The following is a 20075-nucleotide window of genomic DNA, read 5'->3' on the forward strand; positions in this document are numbered from 1 at the left end:
CGCACCCCTACGCGATATACACGTATCGGTTCCCTGGGGCGACGCAGCGCACATACGACGAATAATCCTGGCAATGCAGCTCCACAAAATCATCGGCACCCGAATCGAACACCAAAAGCAAATGGTCACCGGCGGGTGGCTCCGTATACAAGGATACGTACTCATACTGAGTTTCAACTGCGAATTCATCCGAAACTGGCCCAGATTTATACACATTAAACAGGTTCCCAGCGGGGTGATTCTGCTTCGCAGCCACGTTCACAGGCTGCGCCTCCGGAGGCAACTTCGCCTGCTGCGGCCGATCCAAAGCCTCAAGGCGCTGACCGAATTCCTCGGCCGGATTCTCCACCTCCGGCTCGGTGGTTTCCTGCTCTTCCGAATCCGAAGCCTGCTGCGCATTCGTCTGATCGGGGGTACGCGGGCCGAAAATATACAGCGCCGCCGCGCCGGAAAACACGGCGAGCGCGAAAACCAGAACCCCAAGGAAAACGAGGATCCCGTTCGAGCGTTTTGGGGGCGCGGCGTCGTATTCCGCGTACCCTTCGTAACCTTGAGGCCACTGTTGCTGCTCGTAGGCGGCGTATTCGGGCTCCGGCGCGGGCGGGAAATACGTGGTGGGTTGATCATCCCCCTGAGGCTGCTCATTGTTGTGAAAGGTCACGGTATTGCCCTTGTTTCTACGCCGGTGAAAGGTTGCTCTTACGCAATGAACATATTCTGCCATGTGCTGCCGTGCATGGGTTCAAAGCGTAGGGTCGTAACCGAATACCGTCCCTATTAAAGGAGCTTTAAGCATGGCAAAAACGCTCGTGATTGTGAGCCATCCTGATATTGAACGTTCGGTGGTCAATAAGCGCTGGGTGCAGGAATTGGAGCAGTACCCCGAGGAATTCACCGTGCACGAACTTTACCGCGAATACCCCGACGGCAAGATTGACGTGGCGGCCGAGCAACGCCTCGTGGAAAAGCACGAAAACATTGTGCTGCAATTCCCCGTGTACTGGTTTAACTGCACGCCGCTGCTCAAACAATGGTTCGACGATGTCCTCGCGTTCGGATGGGCGTACGGACCCGGCGGCGACGCATTCCGCGGCCGCAACCTCGGCATCGCGGTATCATTCGGCAGCCCGGAAGGCTCCTACGCACACGACGGCGCGGTCGGCTACACCGTGGCGGAAACCCTCCGGCCATTCGAACTCACGGCCAATTACATCCAGGCCAACTATCAGCCAGTTTTCCGATTCCACGGCCCGGACAGCAACGTGGCACCCTCCGCGGAGCAACTCGCCGCGCTCGCCCAAAACGCCGCCGACTACGTCGAACACCTGCGCAAATACGGGCGTTGAGGCGCTACACGATATATACCTTCTTGCCGGAGGCGGTAGCGCACAGGACGTAGCTGCCGTTATCGTTGCACGCCAGATCCACTTCGCCCTGGCCAGCGACGTCCACGCTCAGGTAATGTTCCCCGCGCGGGGGATCGAAACCCGGCCATTTGGTTCGATACTCAGTTTGAACGGACAAGGCGAATTCGTCCGTAGCGCCGCCCGCCACATACAGGTTAAACAACATGCCGTTCTTATAGCCCGTGCGTGCGAAAAGGTTCGCGGGGGTCGCGTCGGCCGGCAGGTCAACATCGGTGGGCCGCGACCCATAGCCGTCCGAATCGTCCACAGGTTCCTCCGGCGGGCGTTCCGCGTCCGACGTGATCGGCAAATCCTCGCCGATAGAATCCCCCGCATTACTATCGGGCGCACCGGCGCTGGTTTCCGCAGGTTGATCGTTAGAACGCTGATTCGGAAAACCGGCGTACAAGAAATACGCGGACACGCCGAGCAACAGCCCAAGAACCAAGACCAGCGACATCACCAAAATCCACAGCCCGGTGTTTTGCCTGGAAGGGCGCTGATAGGCAACGTGTTCGCCAGTGTCCGGGCCGAAAGATTGGCCGTATTCATCGCCAGCTTGCGCGTCCGCGGCCTCGGCCGGCTCGTATTCCCCGGCGGGGGCGTAGTCGCTGTGCGCATCCTCACCGTGAGCGAAATACCCGCCACCGAACTGCTTATCGACGCCCCCGTGGACCCCGCCATGCAGGGAAGCTTGCGGTTGCACGGCCTGCGGCTGGCCGTGAGACTGCGGGGCGTGGGATTGCGGGGCAAAGTGCTCGGTAGGCGGATCTATGTGCGATGCGCCAGACGCCTCGCTCGCACCGTGGGGATCGCCGCCGGAGAGCGAATCCCCCGCCGCCGCCGTGGGCCAACCGATCTCGCGATTCCCCCGCGCCCCAGCCTGTGCTCCGAAACTCTGCGCGCCGAGGCCCCGCGCCCCGACGTGCCCGGATTGCTGGCCGATCCATTCCGTAGGTTCGTCGTCGCCGGGCCCGCCTGGTCGGGTCATATCCGGACCCGCTTCTCCACGGCGCGCGGCCGCGGATCATCGGAAGTAATAAACCACCCGGCCAGCGCCCCGCCGATGCCGCCGAACAGGTGTCCCTGCCAGCTGATGCCCGGGGTGCCAGGGATGATCCCCCAAATGTAGTAGGAATACGCGCACGCCAGCACCACGCCCAACACGATCTGGGTAAAGCTACGGTTGGCCACGCCGCGGATCACCAAATACGCGAACCACCCATAAATCAGCCCGGAGGCACCGATATGGTTCGTGCCAATACCACCCAACACCCAGGTGCCCGCCCCGGCGATAAGCATCACGATCAGCGTGACCTCCCAAAACACCCGTCTTCCCGACAGCCCGATCAGGAACACAAACACCGCACCCGGCATGCTATTGCCCACCAAGTGCTCAATGCCCGCGTGCAGAAACGGGCCAGTGAAAATCCCGGTCAACCCGCTGACGTCCAGCGGGTGGATGCCGTAGAAGCGCAGGGCGCCCCCGCTCGCGGCGTCGATAAGAAAAACGGCCCAGATCACCACGAGGTAGCCGATGGCGAGAAACAGCGCGCCCACAACGCGCTGAGTCCCCTTTTGCAACGTGCCGGGTTGGTTATTGGTTGTGGTCATGTATTGGCCTCCAGAGCTATGTCTCGGTAGCACGTGAGCCCGTATCCGGGGGATGCGGAAGTCACGGCGTCGATAATAGCTGTGTGCACAACTTCTGCGGCGGCGGAGGACAATTGCACCATGTCTTCGAGCTGCACACCGCGCGGCTCCCCCGTGGAAAGCGCAAACAATGTGTCGCCATCCAATGGAGAATGCGCGGGGCGAATCGCGCGCGCCAAACCATCATGCGCAACCATGGCAAGGCGCTTCGCCTGCTGCTTACTCACGGGCGCGTCCGTAGCCACGACGCCGATCGTAGTGTTCAGCTTAGTGGCCAACGGGCGCAGCTCAGCGAACGCCGCGAGATCAACGGGGGGAATATCGTGCGTAGCCCATAACGAGCCATCACGGGCATCAATAACCGCGCCCACCGGATTGGCCACCACCCCCGCGGCCACCACGAACTCCCCGACCTTCACGCTCGCCTGGCCGAAGCCGCCGCGCAACGCCCCGGCGGTAGCGCCGCAACCAGCGCCGACATTGCCGGATTCGGGCTGGGCGGCGTGGTTTTGGGAGGGTGCATCAAGGGCGGCGATCACGGCGCGGCGGCCATCGTCGGCGGTGGGGCGATGCTGGGGGTCGCCCACGAGGAGATCGAAAATAACGGCGGCGGGGACGATGGGCACGATGATGTCATTGATCACGGGGAAGCCGATGCCGCGGCGCTCCAACTCGGCCATCACCCCATCCGCGGTGGCGAGGCCGTAGGCGGAACCCCCAGACAGGGTGATCGCATGTACTTGCTGGACCGTATTGTGCGGCTCGAGCAAATCCGTTTCCCGCGTGCCGGGGCCGCCGCCGCGGACGTCGACAGCCGCGGTAGCCCCCTGCGGCGCAACGATAACGCTCACGCCGGTATCCCCCAAACTGGTGTGCCCGACATGCAAACCCGGAACATCGCTGAGGTATCCGGCGTCCGAAAGGTAACGCTGTGCCATGGCCTACGGCCCCATAATGGCGTTAAGCAGGGACTCCTCGTTGTACGCGAGCCAGTTCAGCACGTTATCGCGGTCTTGCTCAACGGCCTCCCCGCCCTCGAGCTCGCCAGACGCGATATAGAGGCGGATATCGTTGAGCGCATACAACCACGCCTGTGCCTGGGCCTCGCTCGCCTGTACGGAAACGCCGCCGTCTGGGCCGAGGGCCTCGGCGATCACCTGGAGGTTTTCCAGCTTGGCGCGGCAAATATCGTTTTCGTGCAGGGACCGCAGCAGGGCGTTGTCCCCGTCATACTCCTCATCGCCTTCCCGTTCGAAATCCGGGAGAAGGCGGGCGAGCGACGGATCCTGCGGCGGCTCCTTGTGCCCACTCGGCATGCCGGTAAGCTCGGCGAGATCGTCTTTCGGCGCGGTGCGGCAGCGTTGAATCAGGGCCTCCGCAACGATTGCGGCGTATTCCCCCAGGACTTCACGCTCCATCGGATCGAACGTAGCCACGTACTTGGGGGCCCTCATCAGCCCTTTCTTTTTCCGCCAAAGTGCCATTTCTTTGTTACCCAGCCTGTTGCATAGTGGCCCAAAGGCCAGCGACCTGCAGCTTCTTTACGTCTGCTTCTACCTTGTCACGCTCACCCGAACTGACTGCCGCTTTGCCTTCGGTGTGCACTTGCATCATCAATTCGTGGGCGCGTTTCTTGTCATATCCTAAAACGGTGTGGAACACGTAGGCGACATAACTCATGAGGTTGACGGGATCATCCCATACGATGCACATCCAGGGCAGGTTTTCGCTCGTGGCAACGTCCACTTCGATCTGCTCGTCAAGGTCCGGCATCGCCATGGGGGCGGACGGAGTACTCATCGCGTTCATGTGGACTAGATTAGTGGGTCGATACATTTCGTGCTGTGCACCACCGTATTAAGGTCTACGATGGGTGACGTGAATAACCCCTCAAATGGATCTTCTTTGCCCGCAAATCGCTCAAGTGCGCTGCTCACCGATAAATACGAGCTGACCATGCTGCAGGCATCGTTAGCCGACGGTACCGCACACCGGCAGTGCGCATTCGAAGTCTTTGGCCGCCGCCTCCCCGGCGAGCGCCGCTACGGCGTGGTCGCCGGAACCCCGCGCGTATTGCGGGCCGTGCAGGACTTTGTGTTTACGGACGAACAGCTGGCAGACCTAGATTTCCTCAACGATCAAACCCTAGAATACCTGCGCAACTATCGCTTCCGCGGCCATATCGATGGCTACCGCGAAGGCGAGCTCTACTTCCCGTATTCGCCGCTGCTTACCGTGCGCGGTACGTTTGCCGAATGCGTGGTCTTAGAGACCGTCGTGCTTTCGATCATGAATGCGGATTCCGCCGTGGCTACCGCGGCCGCCCGCATGGTCACCGCGGCCGATGGCCGGCCGATCATTGAGATGGGTTCCCGCCGCACCCACGAGTACGCCGCCGTGAGCGCCTCCCGCGCGGCATACCTGGCGGGTTTCGACGCCACCTCGAACCTCGAAGCCGCGTACCGGTACGGCATTCCCGCTTCCGGCACCGCCGCGCACGCATGGACGCTCGTACACATTAACGAAGACGGCACCCCCAACGAGGAGGCGGCTTTCCGCAGCCAGGTGGAGGCGCTCGGGGTGGGGACGACGCTGCTGGTGGACACGTACGACATCGCACGCGGCGTCGATACGGCCATTCGAGTGGCGGGCCCTGAGCTCGGCAGCGTGCGCATCGACTCCGGCGACCTCGGCGTACTCACCCGCCAAGTGCGGCAACAGCTAGACTCGCTGGGCGCGCACAACACACGCATCGTCGTATCCTCTGACCTCGACGAATTCACCATCGCCGGCCTGCGTGGAGACCCCGTCGACGTGTTCGGCGTAGGCACCTCCGTAGTCAGCGGCTCCGGCGCCCCCACCGCAGGCATGGTGTACAAACTCGTGGAAGTCGACGGCATGCCCGTAGCCAAACGCTCACGGCACAAAAAGAGCGTCGGCGGGGCAAAACGCGCCCTTCGCGCACACCGCAGCTCCGGAACCGCCGTCGAAGAAATTATCTATCCGTTCGCTTCCGAGCAGCCCAATATTGGCACCTTGCACGCCACCGAACTCACCGTTCCACTGATTCGCGACGGCGCGATTGTCGACGGCCTGCCCACGCTTAAGGACTCGCGCGACTACCTGGCCAAACAATTGGTGACCCTCCCCTGGGAGGGCCTCGCCCTCTCCCGCGACGAGCCCGTGCTGAACACCCGGTTCGTGGGCTTCGAATCCGAATAGGTTGTCGGATCGAGGTTTACCCCGGCGGCGGGTTGCGTTGGGCGGCGGGGCGCGTGGACGGAGGGGCGGGTTGCGTGGACGGCGGGGCGGGCCGCCCGCAACCTACTCGGAGCCGCCGGCCGCGCTCCTGGCCTTCCGCATGCCCCGCAGTGCGCTCACCATAGTGATGGCAAACCCGGCGACCCCGAATCCCAACCAGATCAACAATGCCGTTCCAACATAATCCCACACATACGGAATGTCTTTGCCGGCGTCTGCATAATCAAACCCGATCCGCCACGCCACGGTCATGTAATAGTAGGCCCCGGTCGCCAAAGCGAAGCACGCGCCAATCGCTGCCCGCCGACTTGGGGTCGCTTCGCTGCTGACGATCAGCCCAAACAAAACGGCGATTACCACCACCGGCGCGGTGACCTGGAACCACAATGGCGACCAGCCCACGATCACTAACGCAACCCAGGCGAGTAGCCCCCAACCTAAGCCGCGTTCGCCGAGCAGGCTGCCGATAGCATCGGCGCCGCGGAGTTTCAGCGCGTGCCAGGTTGCACTTTTGGCGATCCGCGTCCGTTCCGTCGGGTCTTCGGCCGCGGCGAAACGCGCGTTCCATTCGCCGCCCTCCCCTCTTGGCATAAACTTTCGAGCGGCAGCCATCCAATAGAACTCTCGTTCGCCACGTTGCTCCGCCGCCACATCGCCCACGATCGAAAGCTGCATCATCGCCGCGATGCACACCACGAAACACACGGTCGGCCCCATCAGCAGCACCCGCACGTCGACAGATTCCAGCCATTCGACCATGGTCCAAAGCGGATTCAGCGCCACCGTGGCGATAAGGAAGCTCACCGCCAATATGCTTCTCGACGCCGCGGGCAGCCCTCGCCCCGTAATAATCGCCGCCAACACTATCGGGATAAGCAGCGGATATAGGGGTGGGATCCACCAGATCGAGGCGATCAGCCACCAGAGGAAGACGCCAACCGGAATGCCGCTTTGCCCCAGCAGCCCCTTGCGGAAGCTGGCAAAGCCCTGGCTGATCGTTCGCCGCACGCCGATCCTGCGCGCACGTGTTACGTATTCGTTGTTGCCAACTTGGTGCATCATGTCGGTTCCTTTTCGCCGCGCCGCTTTGCATTAGTGTGCCCTAATCAGCGGGGAATGGAAAGGCCCTTTGGTGGGCGCGCGGTTCTGCACACCCGCTAACCCCGCCGGAGGACCATTGTTGAAGCTGCAAGCTTTACAATGTGGTAGCTCCTTACCCGTTGCTGTAGAAAGCCTGCCGATGACTGACCAGCCGCCCGCGCCTTCGACTGCGGACATGCTCAGCGCGGCCGTCGAAAGTATTGGCGGACAGCCACGTGCCGGCCAGGAACGGATGGCGCACGCGGTAACGCAGGCGTTGGAGGCGGAACGGCATCTCGCGGTGCAGGCGGGCACGGGCACGGGAAAATCGCTCGCGTATTTGATTCCAGCGATTAGGCACGCGCAGGCAACGAATTCAACGGTGGTAGTTTCCACGGCAACTATTGCATTGCAGCGGCAGCTGGTTGATCGCGACCTTCCCCGGCTTGTCGACGCCCTGGAACCGCTGTTGTCGCGCCGCCCCACGTTTGCGATTCTAAAGGGGCGTTCGAATTACCTGTGCAAAAACAAGCTGGCGCCGGACGAGGACGTCGAGGAAGCGCTGATTGATGAAAAGGACATTTCGTGGCTCGGCAAGCATATTCGCCGATTGCACGAATGGGCGAATGAAACCACGACCGGGGATCGGGACACCCTCGAACCCGGCGTGCCGGACCTCGCGTGGCGGCAGGTCAGCGTGTCAGCCAAGGAGTGTTTGGGGGCCACTCGATGCCCGGTCGGGGAGGAATGTTTTGGCGAACAGGCCCGGCGCGAAGCGCGCAACGTCGACGTTGTGGTGACCAACCACGCCCTGCTGGCCATCGATGCGCTCGCGGATGTGGATATCCTGCCGCACCACGATGCCGTGATCGTGGATGAGGCGCACGAATTGGATGGCAGAATCACGGCGGTGGCGACCTCCGAGATCACCGTAGCTTCGCTCAAACTTGCGGCAAAGCGGGCATCGAAAATCGGTGCGGAAAACAAGGTTGCGGACCTTGCGGAAGAGCTCAAAATTTCGCTGGATTCCGCGCGCGAGGGCCGCTGGGAGCGATTGCCTGCGGGCATGGACGGGCCGCTCGTGGCGCTCCGGGACGCGCTGTGGTCATTAAAGGTGGAGGTGTCGCGCGCCCCGGACGGCGAGGCGGCAAATGATCCGGACCGCCACGCCGAGCGCGTAACGCTGGGCAATCACCTCGTTGATCTTCACGATAGTTTCGTCCGGATTCTCGATGTATTCGAAGAGGTCAACCCCGCAAAACACCAGGATGTGGTGTGGTGGAGCGAGGGCACGTTGCGGGTGGCTCCGCTGTCGATCGGCGGGTTGCTGCACTCGCAATTGTTCGGGCGCAAAACGGTGGTTTTGACCTCGGCGACTTTGAGCCTTGGCGGCAATTTTCAAGCGATGGCGGCGTCTTGGGGTTTGGCACGCGGAACGTGGGATGCGCTGGATGTGGGCACGCCGTTTGACCCTGCGAAGGCGGGAATCCTCTATGCGGCAAGGCATCTTCCCGAACCTGGGCGCGACGGGCTTTCAAACGAATGCTTGGACGAAATCTACGAGCTGATCATGGCCGCTGGCGGACGAACGCTGGGGCTGTTTTCCTCAAAACGCGCGGCGGTGCAGGCGACGGAGGCGATGCGGGCGCGGCTGCCGTTTGAGGTGTTGTGCCAGGGCGATGATGCCACCGGCGCGCTGGTGGAAAAGTTCGCCAAAAATGAGAATACGTGTTTGTTTGGCACGCTGAGTTTGTGGCAGGGCGTGGACGTTCCCGGCCGTTCCTGTTCGCTCGTGCTGATCGACCGCATCCCCTTCCCCCGCCCCGACGACCCGCTCTTGCAGGCCCGCAAAAAGGCCGCCGATGCGAAGGGCCGCAATGGGTTTATGGAGATCGCCGCCACCCACGCGGCTTTGCTATTGGCGCAGGGTGCGGGCCGTTTATTGCGAAGCACCACGGACCGCGGCGTGGTGGCCATGCTCGATTGCCGCATCGCAACCAAGCGCTATGGCAACTTCCTCCTTGCTTCCCTGCCCCCGTTTTGGCGCACCACCGATCCGGCCGTTGTGCGCGCGGCCCTGACCCGACTGGTTAGCTAACATGCACTTCCCCTCCTGCTCCCTGCCCGAACTTTTGTTCGCTCGCCAGCTGCCTTCGAAGGTGGCCATGATCGACGAGGCCCGCGAGGTGACATACGCGCAGCTCGCAACGGAGGTTTCGTACGTGGCGGCGGCGCTAATCGAACGCGGCATCGAACCGGGGGACGTGGTTGCGCTGCGCCTGCCGAACAGCATCGATTACACCGTGGCGTTTCACGGGGCGCTGACGTGCGGCGCGATCGTCACCCCCGTAGCCACCTACGCCACGGCGGCCGACGTACAGGCGCAACTCACCCTTACGCACTCCAAACTGATTATCGACCCCGCGACCATCGCCGAACTCCGCAGCTTTCCCCACCGCTGGTCAGGCGCCTATCCATCGGCCGAGAGCGTCGCGTGCTTGCCCATGAGTTCGGGGACTACGGGGCTGCCGAAGGCGGTGCAGCTTACGCACGCGAATTTGGTGTCCAACACGGTGCAATTTTCGAAAGTAGTGCCGGTTGACGCGGGCGATGTCTGCTTGGCGGTGCTGCCGTTTACGCACATCTATGGGCTCACCGCGCTGATGAACACTCCGCTCCTGCTCGATGCCACGGTAATCGCACAAAGTTTCGCGGTGGATTCGTTTTTGGCGGCCCACGAACGGCACGGCGTGACAGTCACCTTTATCGCCCCGCCATTGGCCCGGCTGCTGGCCACGCATCCGGCCGTCGAACACACGAATTTCTCGCGACTACGTACGATTGTCTCTGGGGCAGCGGCGCTGCACCCCGAGGTCGGCGCGGCTGCGGAGCGCCGCGTGGGCGCAAAGATTTACCAAGGGTATGGGATGAGCGAGGCATCGCCGGTAACCCACATCGCACAACTGCCGGATACGCCAATAGATTCGATTGGTTCACCGTTGCCCGCGACGGAGGTGCGCTTGGTGGATCCGGTGACCCGGCGCGACGTCGATAAGCACGATGCGCGGGCGGAGGGCGAGCTTTGGATTCGGGGGCCGCAGGTGATGCTCGGCTATCTGCACAATCCCCAGGCGACAACCGAAAGCATTGTCGAAGGTGGGTGGTTGCGCACGGGCGACCTCGCGCGGCGCGATGGCGATAATTTTTATATCGTGGACCGCCTCAAGGACCTGATCCTGTCGCACGGCTTTCAGGTGTCCCCGGTGAAGCTGGAGAAGATCCTGCTGGGTTGCCCCGGCGTGGCGGATTGCGCGGTGGTGCGCGGCTACGCTGCGAACGGGGAGGAACGGCCGGTGGCGGTGGTGGTCGGCACCGCCAGCGAGCAGGAGATTATGGAATATATGGCCGAACGCGTCAATCGATACGAACGTATACGCGAGGTGCGGTATGTGTCGGAGATCCCCCGCTCGGCCGCCGGGAAAACGCTGCGGCGCGTGCTCGCCGAGGAGTTCCGCTAGCTGGCAAAAAGCACGGCAAGCAGCGCCACGGTTGCGAACATTTCGCCGATCCCCACGTCGCGCGGACGCCACTTGCGGCCGTGACCTGCGGAATACGGCATCCACCAGGCGCGGAGCGCAAACAATGCGAAAATCAGTACGCCCCACCACGGCACCAGCCCCAACCACGCAAGCACGCCCATCGCTATGACGCACGCCACATGGTAAGCGACGGATCCGATAAGCCAATGCCGGTCGCCTTTCTTGCGGATCAGGGTTTTCACGTAGGGAATCGTGCCGCAGAAATACAGGGCGATGACCAAGGTGGGCACCCACACATCGGCGGCAGATTTCCCGGCGGCGACGGCCGTGACCGGCAGCATTGCGCTGCTGGCGAGGACGGTGGACAGGCCGGACACGAGGGAGCGGGGGCGGCGTCGATACGCTTCCCACACCGCGACCGCCACGAGCGGCGCGAACACGATTGCGAACCACAGCAAGCGGGGAGCAACGAACAAGCTTGCGAGGCTAAATACGGCGGAAATCACGCCATAAGTGGCCAATGCCGGCAGGTAACGCTTGCGCCGCGGGCCGCGCACTTTCAACAGCAGGGAGAGCGCAAAGAACGCGAAGTAACCGCTCATCCATGCGATAAACAACGGAATGTGCACCCAGGCCGGATGCCACAGCACGCCAAGCAAGATTGGCACGAGGACCATGACCCAAGCGCCGTGCTGATCGGGCACCCAACCATTGTTTTTCTTCATCGTTTAACCACCGAAAATCCCGTGAATAATGCCTGTCCTAGTGTAACGCCCCGAAAACTGAGTGTCACCTAAGTACCGTTGCGCGGCGGCTCAGCGGGCGCCGACCACGGAGTTTCGGAATGCGAACGTACCTAGCAATACCCCCAACGGCAGCGTCAAAACCATGGCCACGGTGAATATTCCGCCGACCGCCGAAAGCGCGTAACTCACCGCGATGACCAGCAACGTCGCCGCGGGATTGGCCTTCAGCATGCGTATCGACGCCGCGAACGCACCCACCACCGTTGGCTGGGCCATCGAAAACACGGCCATTGGGGCGAAGTAGCAACAACAAAAGACCACGACACCGGGGATGATAAACATCTTCACCCCAATCGCGACGCACACTAGGCACAGGAATCCAACGACGCAACCGCGAACGATATCAAAGCAAGTGAAAAAATCACGCCACGTCAGCCGTTTTCCGGCGGCGACACGCGCTGCGTTTCGGTAAATGATCACGCTCCACAGGATCACCGCAATGACCGAACAAACGTTCAGGATTCGGAAAACGACAAAGACCGCGAGGTTGACCCGGAAGGCGAAGCTGGGGAGAAGGTACAACAGATCATCCAAGGCATACCGCCCCGCCACGGCACCATGAAATATCCATGCGAATACATACACCAGCGCTGGGGCGAACACAATGCCTAAGTACACGAGTCCGCTGCGCAGCCATAAGCCCGGCGCAAGCATAAACGCGCCCCACGCCTGATCCCACGCGCGGCCGAGTTGGGCGGGTGCCCAGCGTGCGTTCTCCAAGTGCAAATCGTTCATACTCAACCCCGTTATACGAAAGCGCCCAAGGCCACGAACACCGTTAACCTCGGACGCATGAGACGAAATCCGTTTCCCCCAGCCTATTGCTGCGGCGGCAACGGCGGGTAGGGAGGCTCCTGCTGCTGCGGCGGGTACGGCGGTTGTTGCCCACCAAAACCAGCGGGACCAGCAGGCCCAGCGGGGCCGCCAAAACCAGCGGGGCCAGCGGGGCCACCAGCACCGAAGCCAACCGGGTCACCGAGCACGGAACCACGGAACGCATAGGTGGTAAAGAGCGCGGCCAGCGGGACGGTAATCACCGCGCCGAACACCACCAATTGCCCCACGGCGGCAATCACCTGGCAGAACAACAGCACCAAGATGGAGGCCAACGGGTTGCGCTTGACCATTTCGATGGAGGCTTTAAACACGTTGCCAACGCTCGGCTGCTGGATATTAAAGAACGCGACCTGCGCAAAACCCAAGAATATGGCGACGATGTAACCCGGAATGATGCACAAGAGCATGCCGATAAACGTGGCTAGGCCGACCAACAGCCCGATGACGAAGAAGCCGCCAACGCGTTCGAACTTAAAGAAAGAGCCGATCGTGAGTTCCCCGCCTAGCACGGCGTGCGTGGCGCAGCGGTACACGTTTGCCATCCACAGGATCCCAACGACGAAAAACGCGATCATAATCAGCGCGATAAACACGAAGAATCCGATGCCGGGGGCCGCCTCCGTGGCGGGCGGCGCGGCGGGATCATAGAGCGAGCCGCTTTCCGGAGAAGTGTTTGCCAAGAAGACCACGCCGATGAAGTACACCACCGCCAGCGCGACGAAAATGCACGTGTAAATCAACGAACTTACGATCCAAGGGACCGGACTGCTCGAAAACTTTTTCCAGGTAGCGTCCCATGTTTTACCAATATCCGCCGGCGCCCAGTGGGCCTGCTCGATCCGCAAATCGTTCATACTCGGGTCCTTTCGAAGATTGCCACCCGTCCAGCCTACTCATTCTCCTACGAAATTTTTAGTGTAAAGCGATGGCCGTCACAGATCCCGGGGCCACCTCCGTAAAACCGGCGTCGCGCACACACACGGCCCCGGGGAGCGCCCGCGCTTCGGCGATTTCCGCGCGCCCCACCTCTCGAACCTGTAAGCGATACCCATCTTGGGCCCAGGCAGCCACTTCCTCATACGATAATTGCGCCGCTAGCAGCATGGATGCGTGCCCCGCCTGAGCCGCAGCCTTACCGACGGTCATACCGAACGCGGCGTCGATAAGCACCTCAGGACGAGCGGCGGGCGGCGCAGGTGACGGGGGCAGGTCCGTGCCGCTGATCTGCAATTTGCGCACCTCCGGATGCGTATCGACGACCGCGCTGGGCACGCAAGCCCGCGCATTGCCCACCGTGACACCGGGCACATCTTGCACGCGTTTCCATTGAACATTGCGAGCCCGCCGCGCGACCTTTCGGATTCGCGCGCCATACCAGCTGGTCAAAGCATCAGCGAAAGCAGGATCCGGGGACAGGCAACAGGCGACGACGGCGCGGGCGGCATCGGCAAGCAATTCGTGGCGCGGGGGCGGATCCTGCCGCGGGATATTCAACACGATCGGCATTGACCATACTGTCGAAGGATCGCTCGGATCTTCGCGGTCCGGGCTGACGGCGAGGCAGGTGCGCAGGCGCTCGTAGGCCTGCCTACTGAGCCAGGGGGACGCGGCGGAAGGATCCGTCATCGAGGTCGGCCTCATCGATCTCGTCCCGGGAGATGCCCAGGATATAAAGCACCTCGTCGAGGAAGGGGTAGTTCACGGACGCGTCGGCAACCTCGCGCAATGCGGGCTTGGCGTTAAACGCGATGCCCAGGCCCGCGGCGGAGAGCATATCGATGTCATTGGCGCCATCCCCGACAGCGACGGTTTGATGCATCTGCAGGCCGGAATCCGCGGCGAACTCCCGCAGGAACTCCGCCTTGGCGGCGCGGTCCACGACCTTGCCAATGACGCGGCCGGTGAGCTTTCCGTCCACGATTTCCAGGGTATTGGCGCGGGTATAGTCCAGCTCCAGCTCCTCCGAAAGGCCCTCCAGAACTTGGATAAAGCCGCCGGACACCACGGCCGTCTTGTAGCCCATGCGTTTTAATGTCCGAATGGTGGTTCGGGCACCCGGGGTGAGTCGGATTTGCTCCGCCACCTCGGCGATCACGGAGGCGTCGAGGCCCGCGAGGGTGGCCACGCGCTCCCGCAAGGATTCCTCGAAATCCAGTTCCCCACGCATGGCGCGTTCGGTCACCTGTGCTACCTCGGCCTCCTTGCCGGCGTGGGCGGCCAGCATCTCGATCACCTCGCCGGTGATCAGGGTGGAATCGCAATCGAAGCAGATCAGGCGCTTGGAGCGGCGCACCAAACCGGCACGCTCGATGGCGATATCCACGCCGATCTCCTGGGTCAACAACGCCAGCGCCTTGCGCAGGCTCACGCCGCCGCCCGGCTTCGGATCCGCCACCGTGACCTTGAGTTCGAGGCCGGTCACCGGGTAGTCCGCGATCCCCCGAATCGTATCAATGTTCGCCCCATAATCCGCCAGGGTCTGGCCGATGCGGGAGACGTCGGAAGCCGTAACGGGGTTGCCGAGGACGACCACCGCGTGCGTCGATAAGGGGCGAGTAGAACGCAGGTGCGGCACAATCTCGAGCGTGACGCGCTGCCCGTGGGCCTTCAGCGTATCCTCCAAACCCTGGCGCAGGACATCGGCGTGCTGCGGCCGAATGCCCACCAACGCCGCGAGGCTGAGACGGCCGCGGAACTGGGACTGCTCGACGTCCAGCAATTGCACATTATAGGAACTCAGCACACGGAAAAACGCCGCCGAGACGCCTGGACGGTCGGCGCCTGCGACGGTGATCACGGCTGGCAAAAAGCCCTCGCTCAAATTGACGGTAATGTCATGCGGGGCGGATTTATCAAAGTCAGACACGATGCTCATTGTCGCACGTACTGGCCCCAAACACGAAGCGCACACATGCGTACACCCCAGCGGAGAAAAACCACTGGGGTGTAAGAGCGCGTAGCCGAAGAAACTAATTCGGTGTCAGATTAATGCCTACCGACGTGAGCCTCGGCGCGCATGCGCTCAACCATGTGCGGGTAGTGCAACTCGAACGCGGGACGCTCGGACCGGATGCGAGGCAGCGACACGAAGTTGTGGCGCGGCGGCGGGCACGAGGTAGCCCACTCCAAGGAGTTGCCGTAGCCCCACGGATCGTCCACGGTAACGACCTCGCCGTAGCGCCAAGACTTGAACACGTTCCAGATGAACGGGATCACGGACAGGCCGAGGAAGAAGGACGCAACGGTGGAAACCTGGTTAAGCAGGGTGAAACCATCGGTATCAAGGTAGTCCGCGTAACGGCGCGGCATACCCATATTGCCCAGCCAGTGCTGCACAAGGAAGGTGCCGTGGAAGCCGATAAAGGTCATCCAGAAGTGGATCTTGCCAAGGCGCTCGTCGAGCATGCGGCCGGTCATCTTCGGGAACCAGAAGTACACGCCAGAGTAGGAGGCGAACACGATCGTGCCGAACAGGGTGTAGTGGAAGTGCGCCACCACGAAGTAGGTGTCAGACACGTGGAAGTCCAGCGGCGGGGAGGCCAGCATAATGCCGGTCAGACCACCGAACAGGAAGGAGATCAGGAAGCCGAAGGCGAAGATCATCGGGGTTTCCCAGGTGATATGGCCGCGCCACATCGTGCCCACCCAGTTGAAGAACTTCACGCCGGTGGGGACCGAGATCAGGAAGGTCATGAACGAGAAGAACGGCAACAGAATCGCACCGGTGACGAACATGTGGTGCGCCCACACAGCCATGGACAGGGCCGCGATGGACAAGGTGGCAAACACCAGGCCGGCGTAGCCGAACATCGGCTTGCGGGAGAAGACCGGGATAACCTCGGACACGATGCCGAAGAACGGCAAGGCGAGGACGTACACCTCGGGGTGTCCGAAGAACCAGAACAGATGCTGCCACAGGATGGCGCCGCCGTTGGCCGGATCGTAAATGTGGCCGCCCAGCTTGCGGTCATACAGCACGCCGAGCGCGGCCGCGGTGAGCATGGGGAAAATCAGCAGCGCCAGCAGCGAGGTGACAAAAATGTTCCACGTAAAGATAGGCAGGCGGAACATGGTCATGCCGGGGGCACGCAGGCACAAGATCGTGGTGGTCATATTGATCGCGGAAGCGATGGTACCGATACCACCGACGCCGACGCCGAGGATCCACAGGTCAGAACCGACACCCGGGGAGTGGATGGAATCCGACAACGGGGAGTACATGGTCCAGCCGAAGTCGGCTGCGCCGCCGGGGGTCATAAACCCAGACAGCATCAGGATGCCGCCGACAGTGGTCAACCAGAAACCAAGTGCATTCAAACGCGGGAAAGCAACGTCAGGCGCGCCGATTTGGAGCGGCATGACGTAGTTAGCAAAGCCCCACACGACCGGGGTGCCGTACAGCAGCAGCATCACCGTGCCGTGCATGGTAAAGAGCTGATTGAATTGTTCGTTCGAAAAGATCTGCAACCCGGGAGTGAAGAGCTCGGCACGAATCAACAGTGCCATAAAGCCACCAAGGAAGAAGAACATAAAGGACATAATGATGTACATAATGCCCAGCGTCTTATGGTCCGTGGTGGTGAGCATCTTCCAGGCAAGACTCCCCTTCCGGGAGTTGCCCGAAGGCGCAGGCCTTTCAGGTGCGACCTCATGGCCGACCCTAGGCTCTACAGCGGTCATACGTTCCTCCTGACTACGCAATGGCCTTGCCCTCACAAGGCCACCAAAGTGTTACGCTGCCTTGATCGTAATGGAAGCGTACGGCGTTTTTCCAGCCCAAAAGGCCAGTCACAGGGGTTGAGTGTAACGGCTTCACTGTGAATTCCGGTAGCGGTTTTCCGGGAAATATGCGCTATTCACACCTCTGAGCTAAGAGTTCACTAAAAATGTGTGATCGGAAACACTTTTCACCCCTCCTTTCCGGGGCTGTTTTCAAGGAAGTCTTATCTTCCCGATCCCCCCATCTCGGGTTGATACTTTAGGATGAGTCGGAAGTTATCCCGGCCGACTCAAAGCGCAAAGCGACAAAGAATGCGGAAAACCCCCACCAATGTGGCGGGGGCCGTTGCACTGGGGGCGGCGGGCAGGCCGCGGCGTCGAAAAGCGTCTGCCGGAGGGGGCTAGAAGTCCCAGTCCTCGTCCTGCGTTGCCTCAGTTTTGCCAATCACGTACGAAGAGCCGGAGCCGGAGAAGAAGTCATGGTTCTCGCCCGAATTCGGCGACAGAGCGGACAAAATCGCCGGCGAAACCTTGCACTCATCGGCCGGGAACAAGCCCTCATAACCGAGATTGTTCAACGCTTTATTCGCGTTATAACGAAGGAAACGCTTCACGTCCTCCGTCCAGCCGAGGTCATCATAAAGGTCTTCCGTGTACTGGGATTCGTTCTCGTAGAGGTCGTACAAAAGATCGAACGTGTACTCCTTCATCTCCTCACGCTCGGACTCGCTGACAAGCTCCAGGCCCTTCTGATACTTGTAGCCGATGTAATACCCGTGCACCGCCTCGTCGCGGATAATCAGCCGAATAATGTCCGCCGTATTGGTGAGCTTCGCGTGGCTCGACCAATACATGGGCAAATAGAAACCGGAATAGAAAAGGAACGACTCCAACAACGTGGAAGCAACCTTGCGCTTCAAGCCGTTATCGCCCTCGTAGTACGAAAGGATAATCTCCGCCTTTTTCTGCAGGTTGAAGTTCTCCTCCGACCAGCGGAAGGCATCGTTGATTTCGGGGGTGGACGCGAGGGTCATGAATATAGAGGAATAACTCTTCGCGTGAACGGACTCCATAAACGCGATATTGGTAAGGACAGCCTCCTCGTGCGGCGTCAACGCATCAGGGATCAGCGACACCGCGCCGACCGTGCCCTGGATGGTGTCCAACATGGTCAAACCCGTAAACACACGCATGGTTGCGCGCTGCTCAACATCGTTGAGGGTCTCCCAGCTTTTAATATCGTTGCTGAGCGGGACCTTCTCCGGCAACCAGAAATTGCCCGTAAGACGGTCCCATACCTCTAGATCTTTTTCATCCGGAATGGTGTTCCAGTTGATGGCGGCGATTGGGCATTCGCGGGCTTCGGGGTGGCGCTCACGATGCGCCGGCGAGCTCGGTGGGCAGTACTTTGCCATGCGTTGCATCCTCCAAGGTTGACTTGACCCTCGAGACTAGCACTGGGATCGGATCGCCTGCCATTGCGCACATAACGCCCTGTTTGCACAAAATTCGCATGTTAAATGCGTCACACTTTTATGGGGTTGGGGGTGTGGTGTGCGCAACTTAACCGCACTTATATTTGACAGTTTTCACCCTAAATGACCACACCCTTTAGACAAGCCTCAATTTGACGCAACATTGCAACCAAGGACACACTTACGAAAGCAATGCAACCCTAAAACTGCACTTCACGGGCGTTCTTTAGGTGAATTACCAGTTGCGGGCAGGTACGATGACCAGCATGACTATTCCAGCAAAACTCGCAGAAGCTCTGAACGCTCAAGTTACCGCCGAACTCGAGGCATCCTTGGTATATACCCAGCTCTCCTACGTGCTCAACGACCTTGGTCTGGTAGGCATGAGCAGCTGGATGAAGGCTCAAGCTGAAGAAGAGCTCACCCACGCACAAATGTTCGCAGACCACCTGTTGGACCGCGACTTTGTTCCGGCTATCGGGACGATCGAAGCCCCGGCCCTGTCCGTCAAAACCGCCGAAGATGCGTTCGAAGCTTCCTTGGCTCACGAGCGCAAGATTTCCGGCAAGATTCGCGCGCTGGCGGCGCTCGCCCAAGAAGAGGGCGACTTTGATTCCCGCCCGCTGCTTGACACCTTCCTTTCCGAGCAGATCGAAGAAGAGGCTACCGTCAAGGAGATCCTCGACCGCCTGCGTTTGGTCAGCCACGGCCAGGACGGCTCCGGCCTGCTGCGTATCGACGCCGAGTTGAGCTCCCGCGACTCCGACTAAACGTTGATCCACGAAAAGCCCCGCCATTGGCGCGGGGCTTTTTCTATTGCCGTGCATCAAGTTTCTTCGGGAGCGCGGGGTGTGGTGTTGCGGCGAGGATTCGAGGCGAGGCCGGGCGGCCTGGGGGTTCGGCCACCCGGTGGGCGAGGTCGGGAAGGGACGTTTTCCCACGATCGTCCCCTAGGGGGCCGCTAACGCCCTTCCCAGTGCGGCATGACACCCGAAATTACCGAGCCAAATTTAGGTAGCGCACTTCACATGAAATTTTTTACACACAAATCGCCGATTCGGTGTAATTTTCATCATCCGGGGCCGCCCAGGGCCGCCGCCGCGATATTTTTTACACCGATTTCGGGATTTTGATGTAAAAAATATCGGTAGACAACGTTCAACTCGTCTCCGAGAATAGGTCGCGGACAACACACCGGCTCCGAATCAGGTCGCGGGTCAAAATGCAGGGGTACCTGAGGTACCCAAAGCCCAATTCAAGGCCTTAAACGGCAAGAATGCTTTGCGCACAATCTATCAC

19 protein-coding genes are annotated in these 20075 nt (G+C 61.0%); 5 read left to right on the forward strand and 14 right to left on the reverse strand.

What is annotated here, in order from left to right:
* Positions 1-7: 7 nt before the first annotated feature.
* Complete coding sequence (locus CCANI_RS11135) at positions 8-661, reverse strand: hypothetical protein (protein WP_146324443.1); 654 nt, start codon at positions 659-661, stop codon at positions 8-10.
* A 133-nt stretch (positions 662-794) separates the two neighbouring features.
* Between CCANI_RS11135 and CCANI_RS11140 the strand changes: the two genes are divergently transcribed.
* Entirely contained in the window at positions 795-1346 is a 552-nt protein-coding gene (locus CCANI_RS11140) for an NAD(P)H-dependent oxidoreductase (RefSeq protein ID WP_146324442.1), read from the forward strand.
* A gap of 4 nt (positions 1347-1350) precedes the next feature.
* Here the strand turns inward: CCANI_RS11140 and CCANI_RS11145 are convergent, their stop codons facing one another.
* From CCANI_RS11145 to clpS, 5 genes are read right to left on the reverse strand one after another with little or no spacing between them, the layout of a single operon-like run.
* A complete protein-coding gene (locus CCANI_RS11145; protein ID WP_146324441.1) occupies positions 1351-2397 on the reverse strand; it encodes a hypothetical protein in 1047 nt (348 codons plus the stop codon).
* The gene (locus CCANI_RS11150) at positions 2394-3020 is read right to left on the reverse strand and encodes a rhomboid family intramembrane serine protease (RefSeq protein WP_146324440.1); all 627 of its coding nucleotides are present in this window, start codon (positions 3018-3020) and stop codon (positions 2394-2396) included. The genes CCANI_RS11145 and CCANI_RS11150 overlap by 4 nt, the downstream gene beginning before the upstream one ends.
* The gene (locus tag CCANI_RS11155) at positions 3017-3997 is read right to left on the reverse strand and encodes a P1 family peptidase (protein ID WP_146324439.1); all 981 of its coding nucleotides are present in this window, start codon (positions 3995-3997) and stop codon (positions 3017-3019) included. The genes CCANI_RS11150 and CCANI_RS11155 overlap by 4 nt, the downstream gene beginning before the upstream one ends.
* 3 nt (positions 3998-4000) lie before the next feature.
* Positions 4001-4543 carry a DUF2017 domain-containing protein gene (locus CCANI_RS11160; RefSeq protein ID WP_146324438.1) on the reverse strand — a complete coding sequence of 181 codons (543 nt, stop codon included), beginning with the start codon at positions 4541-4543 and terminating at the stop codon, positions 4001-4003.
* A gap of 7 nt (positions 4544-4550) precedes the next feature.
* The gene (clpS, locus tag CCANI_RS11165) at positions 4551-4859 is read right to left on the reverse strand and encodes an ATP-dependent Clp protease adapter ClpS (RefSeq protein WP_146324472.1); all 309 of its coding nucleotides are present in this window, start codon (positions 4857-4859) and stop codon (positions 4551-4553) included.
* Between the two features lie 78 nt (positions 4860-4937).
* Between clpS and CCANI_RS11170 the strand changes: the two genes are divergently transcribed.
* A complete protein-coding gene (locus CCANI_RS11170) occupies positions 4938-6281 on the forward strand; it encodes a nicotinate phosphoribosyltransferase (protein ID WP_425457333.1) in 1344 nt (447 codons plus the stop codon).
* Positions 6282-6383: 102 nt separating this feature from the next.
* On the opposite strand, the gene CCANI_RS11175 is transcribed toward CCANI_RS11170, so the two are convergent.
* Complete coding sequence (locus CCANI_RS11175) at positions 6384-7382, reverse strand: hypothetical protein (protein ID WP_146324436.1); 999 nt, start codon at positions 7380-7382, stop codon at positions 6384-6386.
* A 178-nt stretch (positions 7383-7560) separates the two neighbouring features.
* On the opposite strand from CCANI_RS11175, the gene CCANI_RS11180 reads away from it, so the two are divergent.
* Both CCANI_RS11180 and CCANI_RS11185 read left to right on the forward strand, forming a co-directional pair.
* A complete protein-coding gene (locus CCANI_RS11180; RefSeq protein WP_146324435.1) occupies positions 7561-9498 on the forward strand; it encodes an ATP-dependent DNA helicase in 1938 nt (645 codons plus the stop codon).
* Position 9499: 1 nt separating this feature from the next.
* A complete protein-coding gene (locus CCANI_RS11185; RefSeq protein WP_146324434.1) occupies positions 9500-10918 on the forward strand; it encodes a class I adenylate-forming enzyme family protein in 1419 nt (472 codons plus the stop codon).
* Here the strand turns inward: CCANI_RS11185 and CCANI_RS11190 are convergent.
* From CCANI_RS11190 to nrdF, 7 genes are all read right to left on the reverse strand, one after another.
* Entirely contained in the window at positions 10915-11664 is a 750-nt protein-coding gene (locus CCANI_RS11190) for a YwiC-like family protein (protein ID WP_146324433.1), read from the reverse strand. The genes CCANI_RS11185 and CCANI_RS11190 overlap by 4 nt on opposite strands.
* Positions 11665-11754: 90 nt before the next feature.
* Positions 11755-12480, reverse strand: coding sequence for a hypothetical protein (locus CCANI_RS11195; protein ID WP_146324432.1), 726 nt, complete (start codon positions 12478-12480; stop codon positions 11755-11757).
* 83 nt (positions 12481-12563) lie between these two features.
* Positions 12564-13436, reverse strand: a complete 873-nt coding sequence (locus CCANI_RS11200) for a hypothetical protein (RefSeq protein ID WP_146324431.1) — start codon at positions 13434-13436, stop codon at positions 12564-12566.
* 58 nt (positions 13437-13494) lie between these two features.
* A complete protein-coding gene (locus tag CCANI_RS11205) occupies positions 13495-14208 on the reverse strand; it encodes an aminoacyl-tRNA hydrolase (protein WP_146324430.1) in 714 nt (237 codons plus the stop codon).
* On the reverse strand, positions 14171-15448 hold the full coding sequence (gene serB / locus CCANI_RS11210) for a phosphoserine phosphatase SerB (RefSeq protein ID WP_425457332.1): 1278 nt from the start codon (positions 15446-15448) through the stop codon (positions 14171-14173). The genes CCANI_RS11205 and serB overlap by 38 nt, the downstream gene beginning before the upstream one ends.
* 119 nt (positions 15449-15567) lie before the next feature.
* Complete coding sequence (gene ctaD, locus CCANI_RS11215) at positions 15568-17262, reverse strand: aa3-type cytochrome oxidase subunit I (RefSeq protein ID WP_146324428.1); 1695 nt, start codon at positions 17260-17262, stop codon at positions 15568-15570.
* A gap of 440 nt (positions 17263-17702) precedes the next feature.
* Positions 17703-18716, reverse strand: a complete 1014-nt coding sequence (nrdF, locus tag CCANI_RS11220) for a class 1b ribonucleoside-diphosphate reductase subunit beta (RefSeq protein WP_146324427.1) — start codon at positions 18714-18716, stop codon at positions 17703-17705.
* Between the two features lie 326 nt (positions 18717-19042).
* Between nrdF and CCANI_RS11225 the strand changes: the two genes are divergently transcribed.
* Positions 19043-19546 carry a ferritin gene (locus tag CCANI_RS11225; protein WP_146324426.1) on the forward strand — a complete coding sequence of 168 codons (504 nt, stop codon included), beginning with the start codon at positions 19043-19045 and terminating at the stop codon, positions 19544-19546.
* Positions 19547-20075: the final 529 nt, after the last annotated feature.

Source organism: Corynebacterium canis (genome assembly GCF_030408595.1).
GTDB lineage: Bacteria > Actinomycetota > Actinomycetes > Mycobacteriales > Mycobacteriaceae > Corynebacterium > Corynebacterium canis.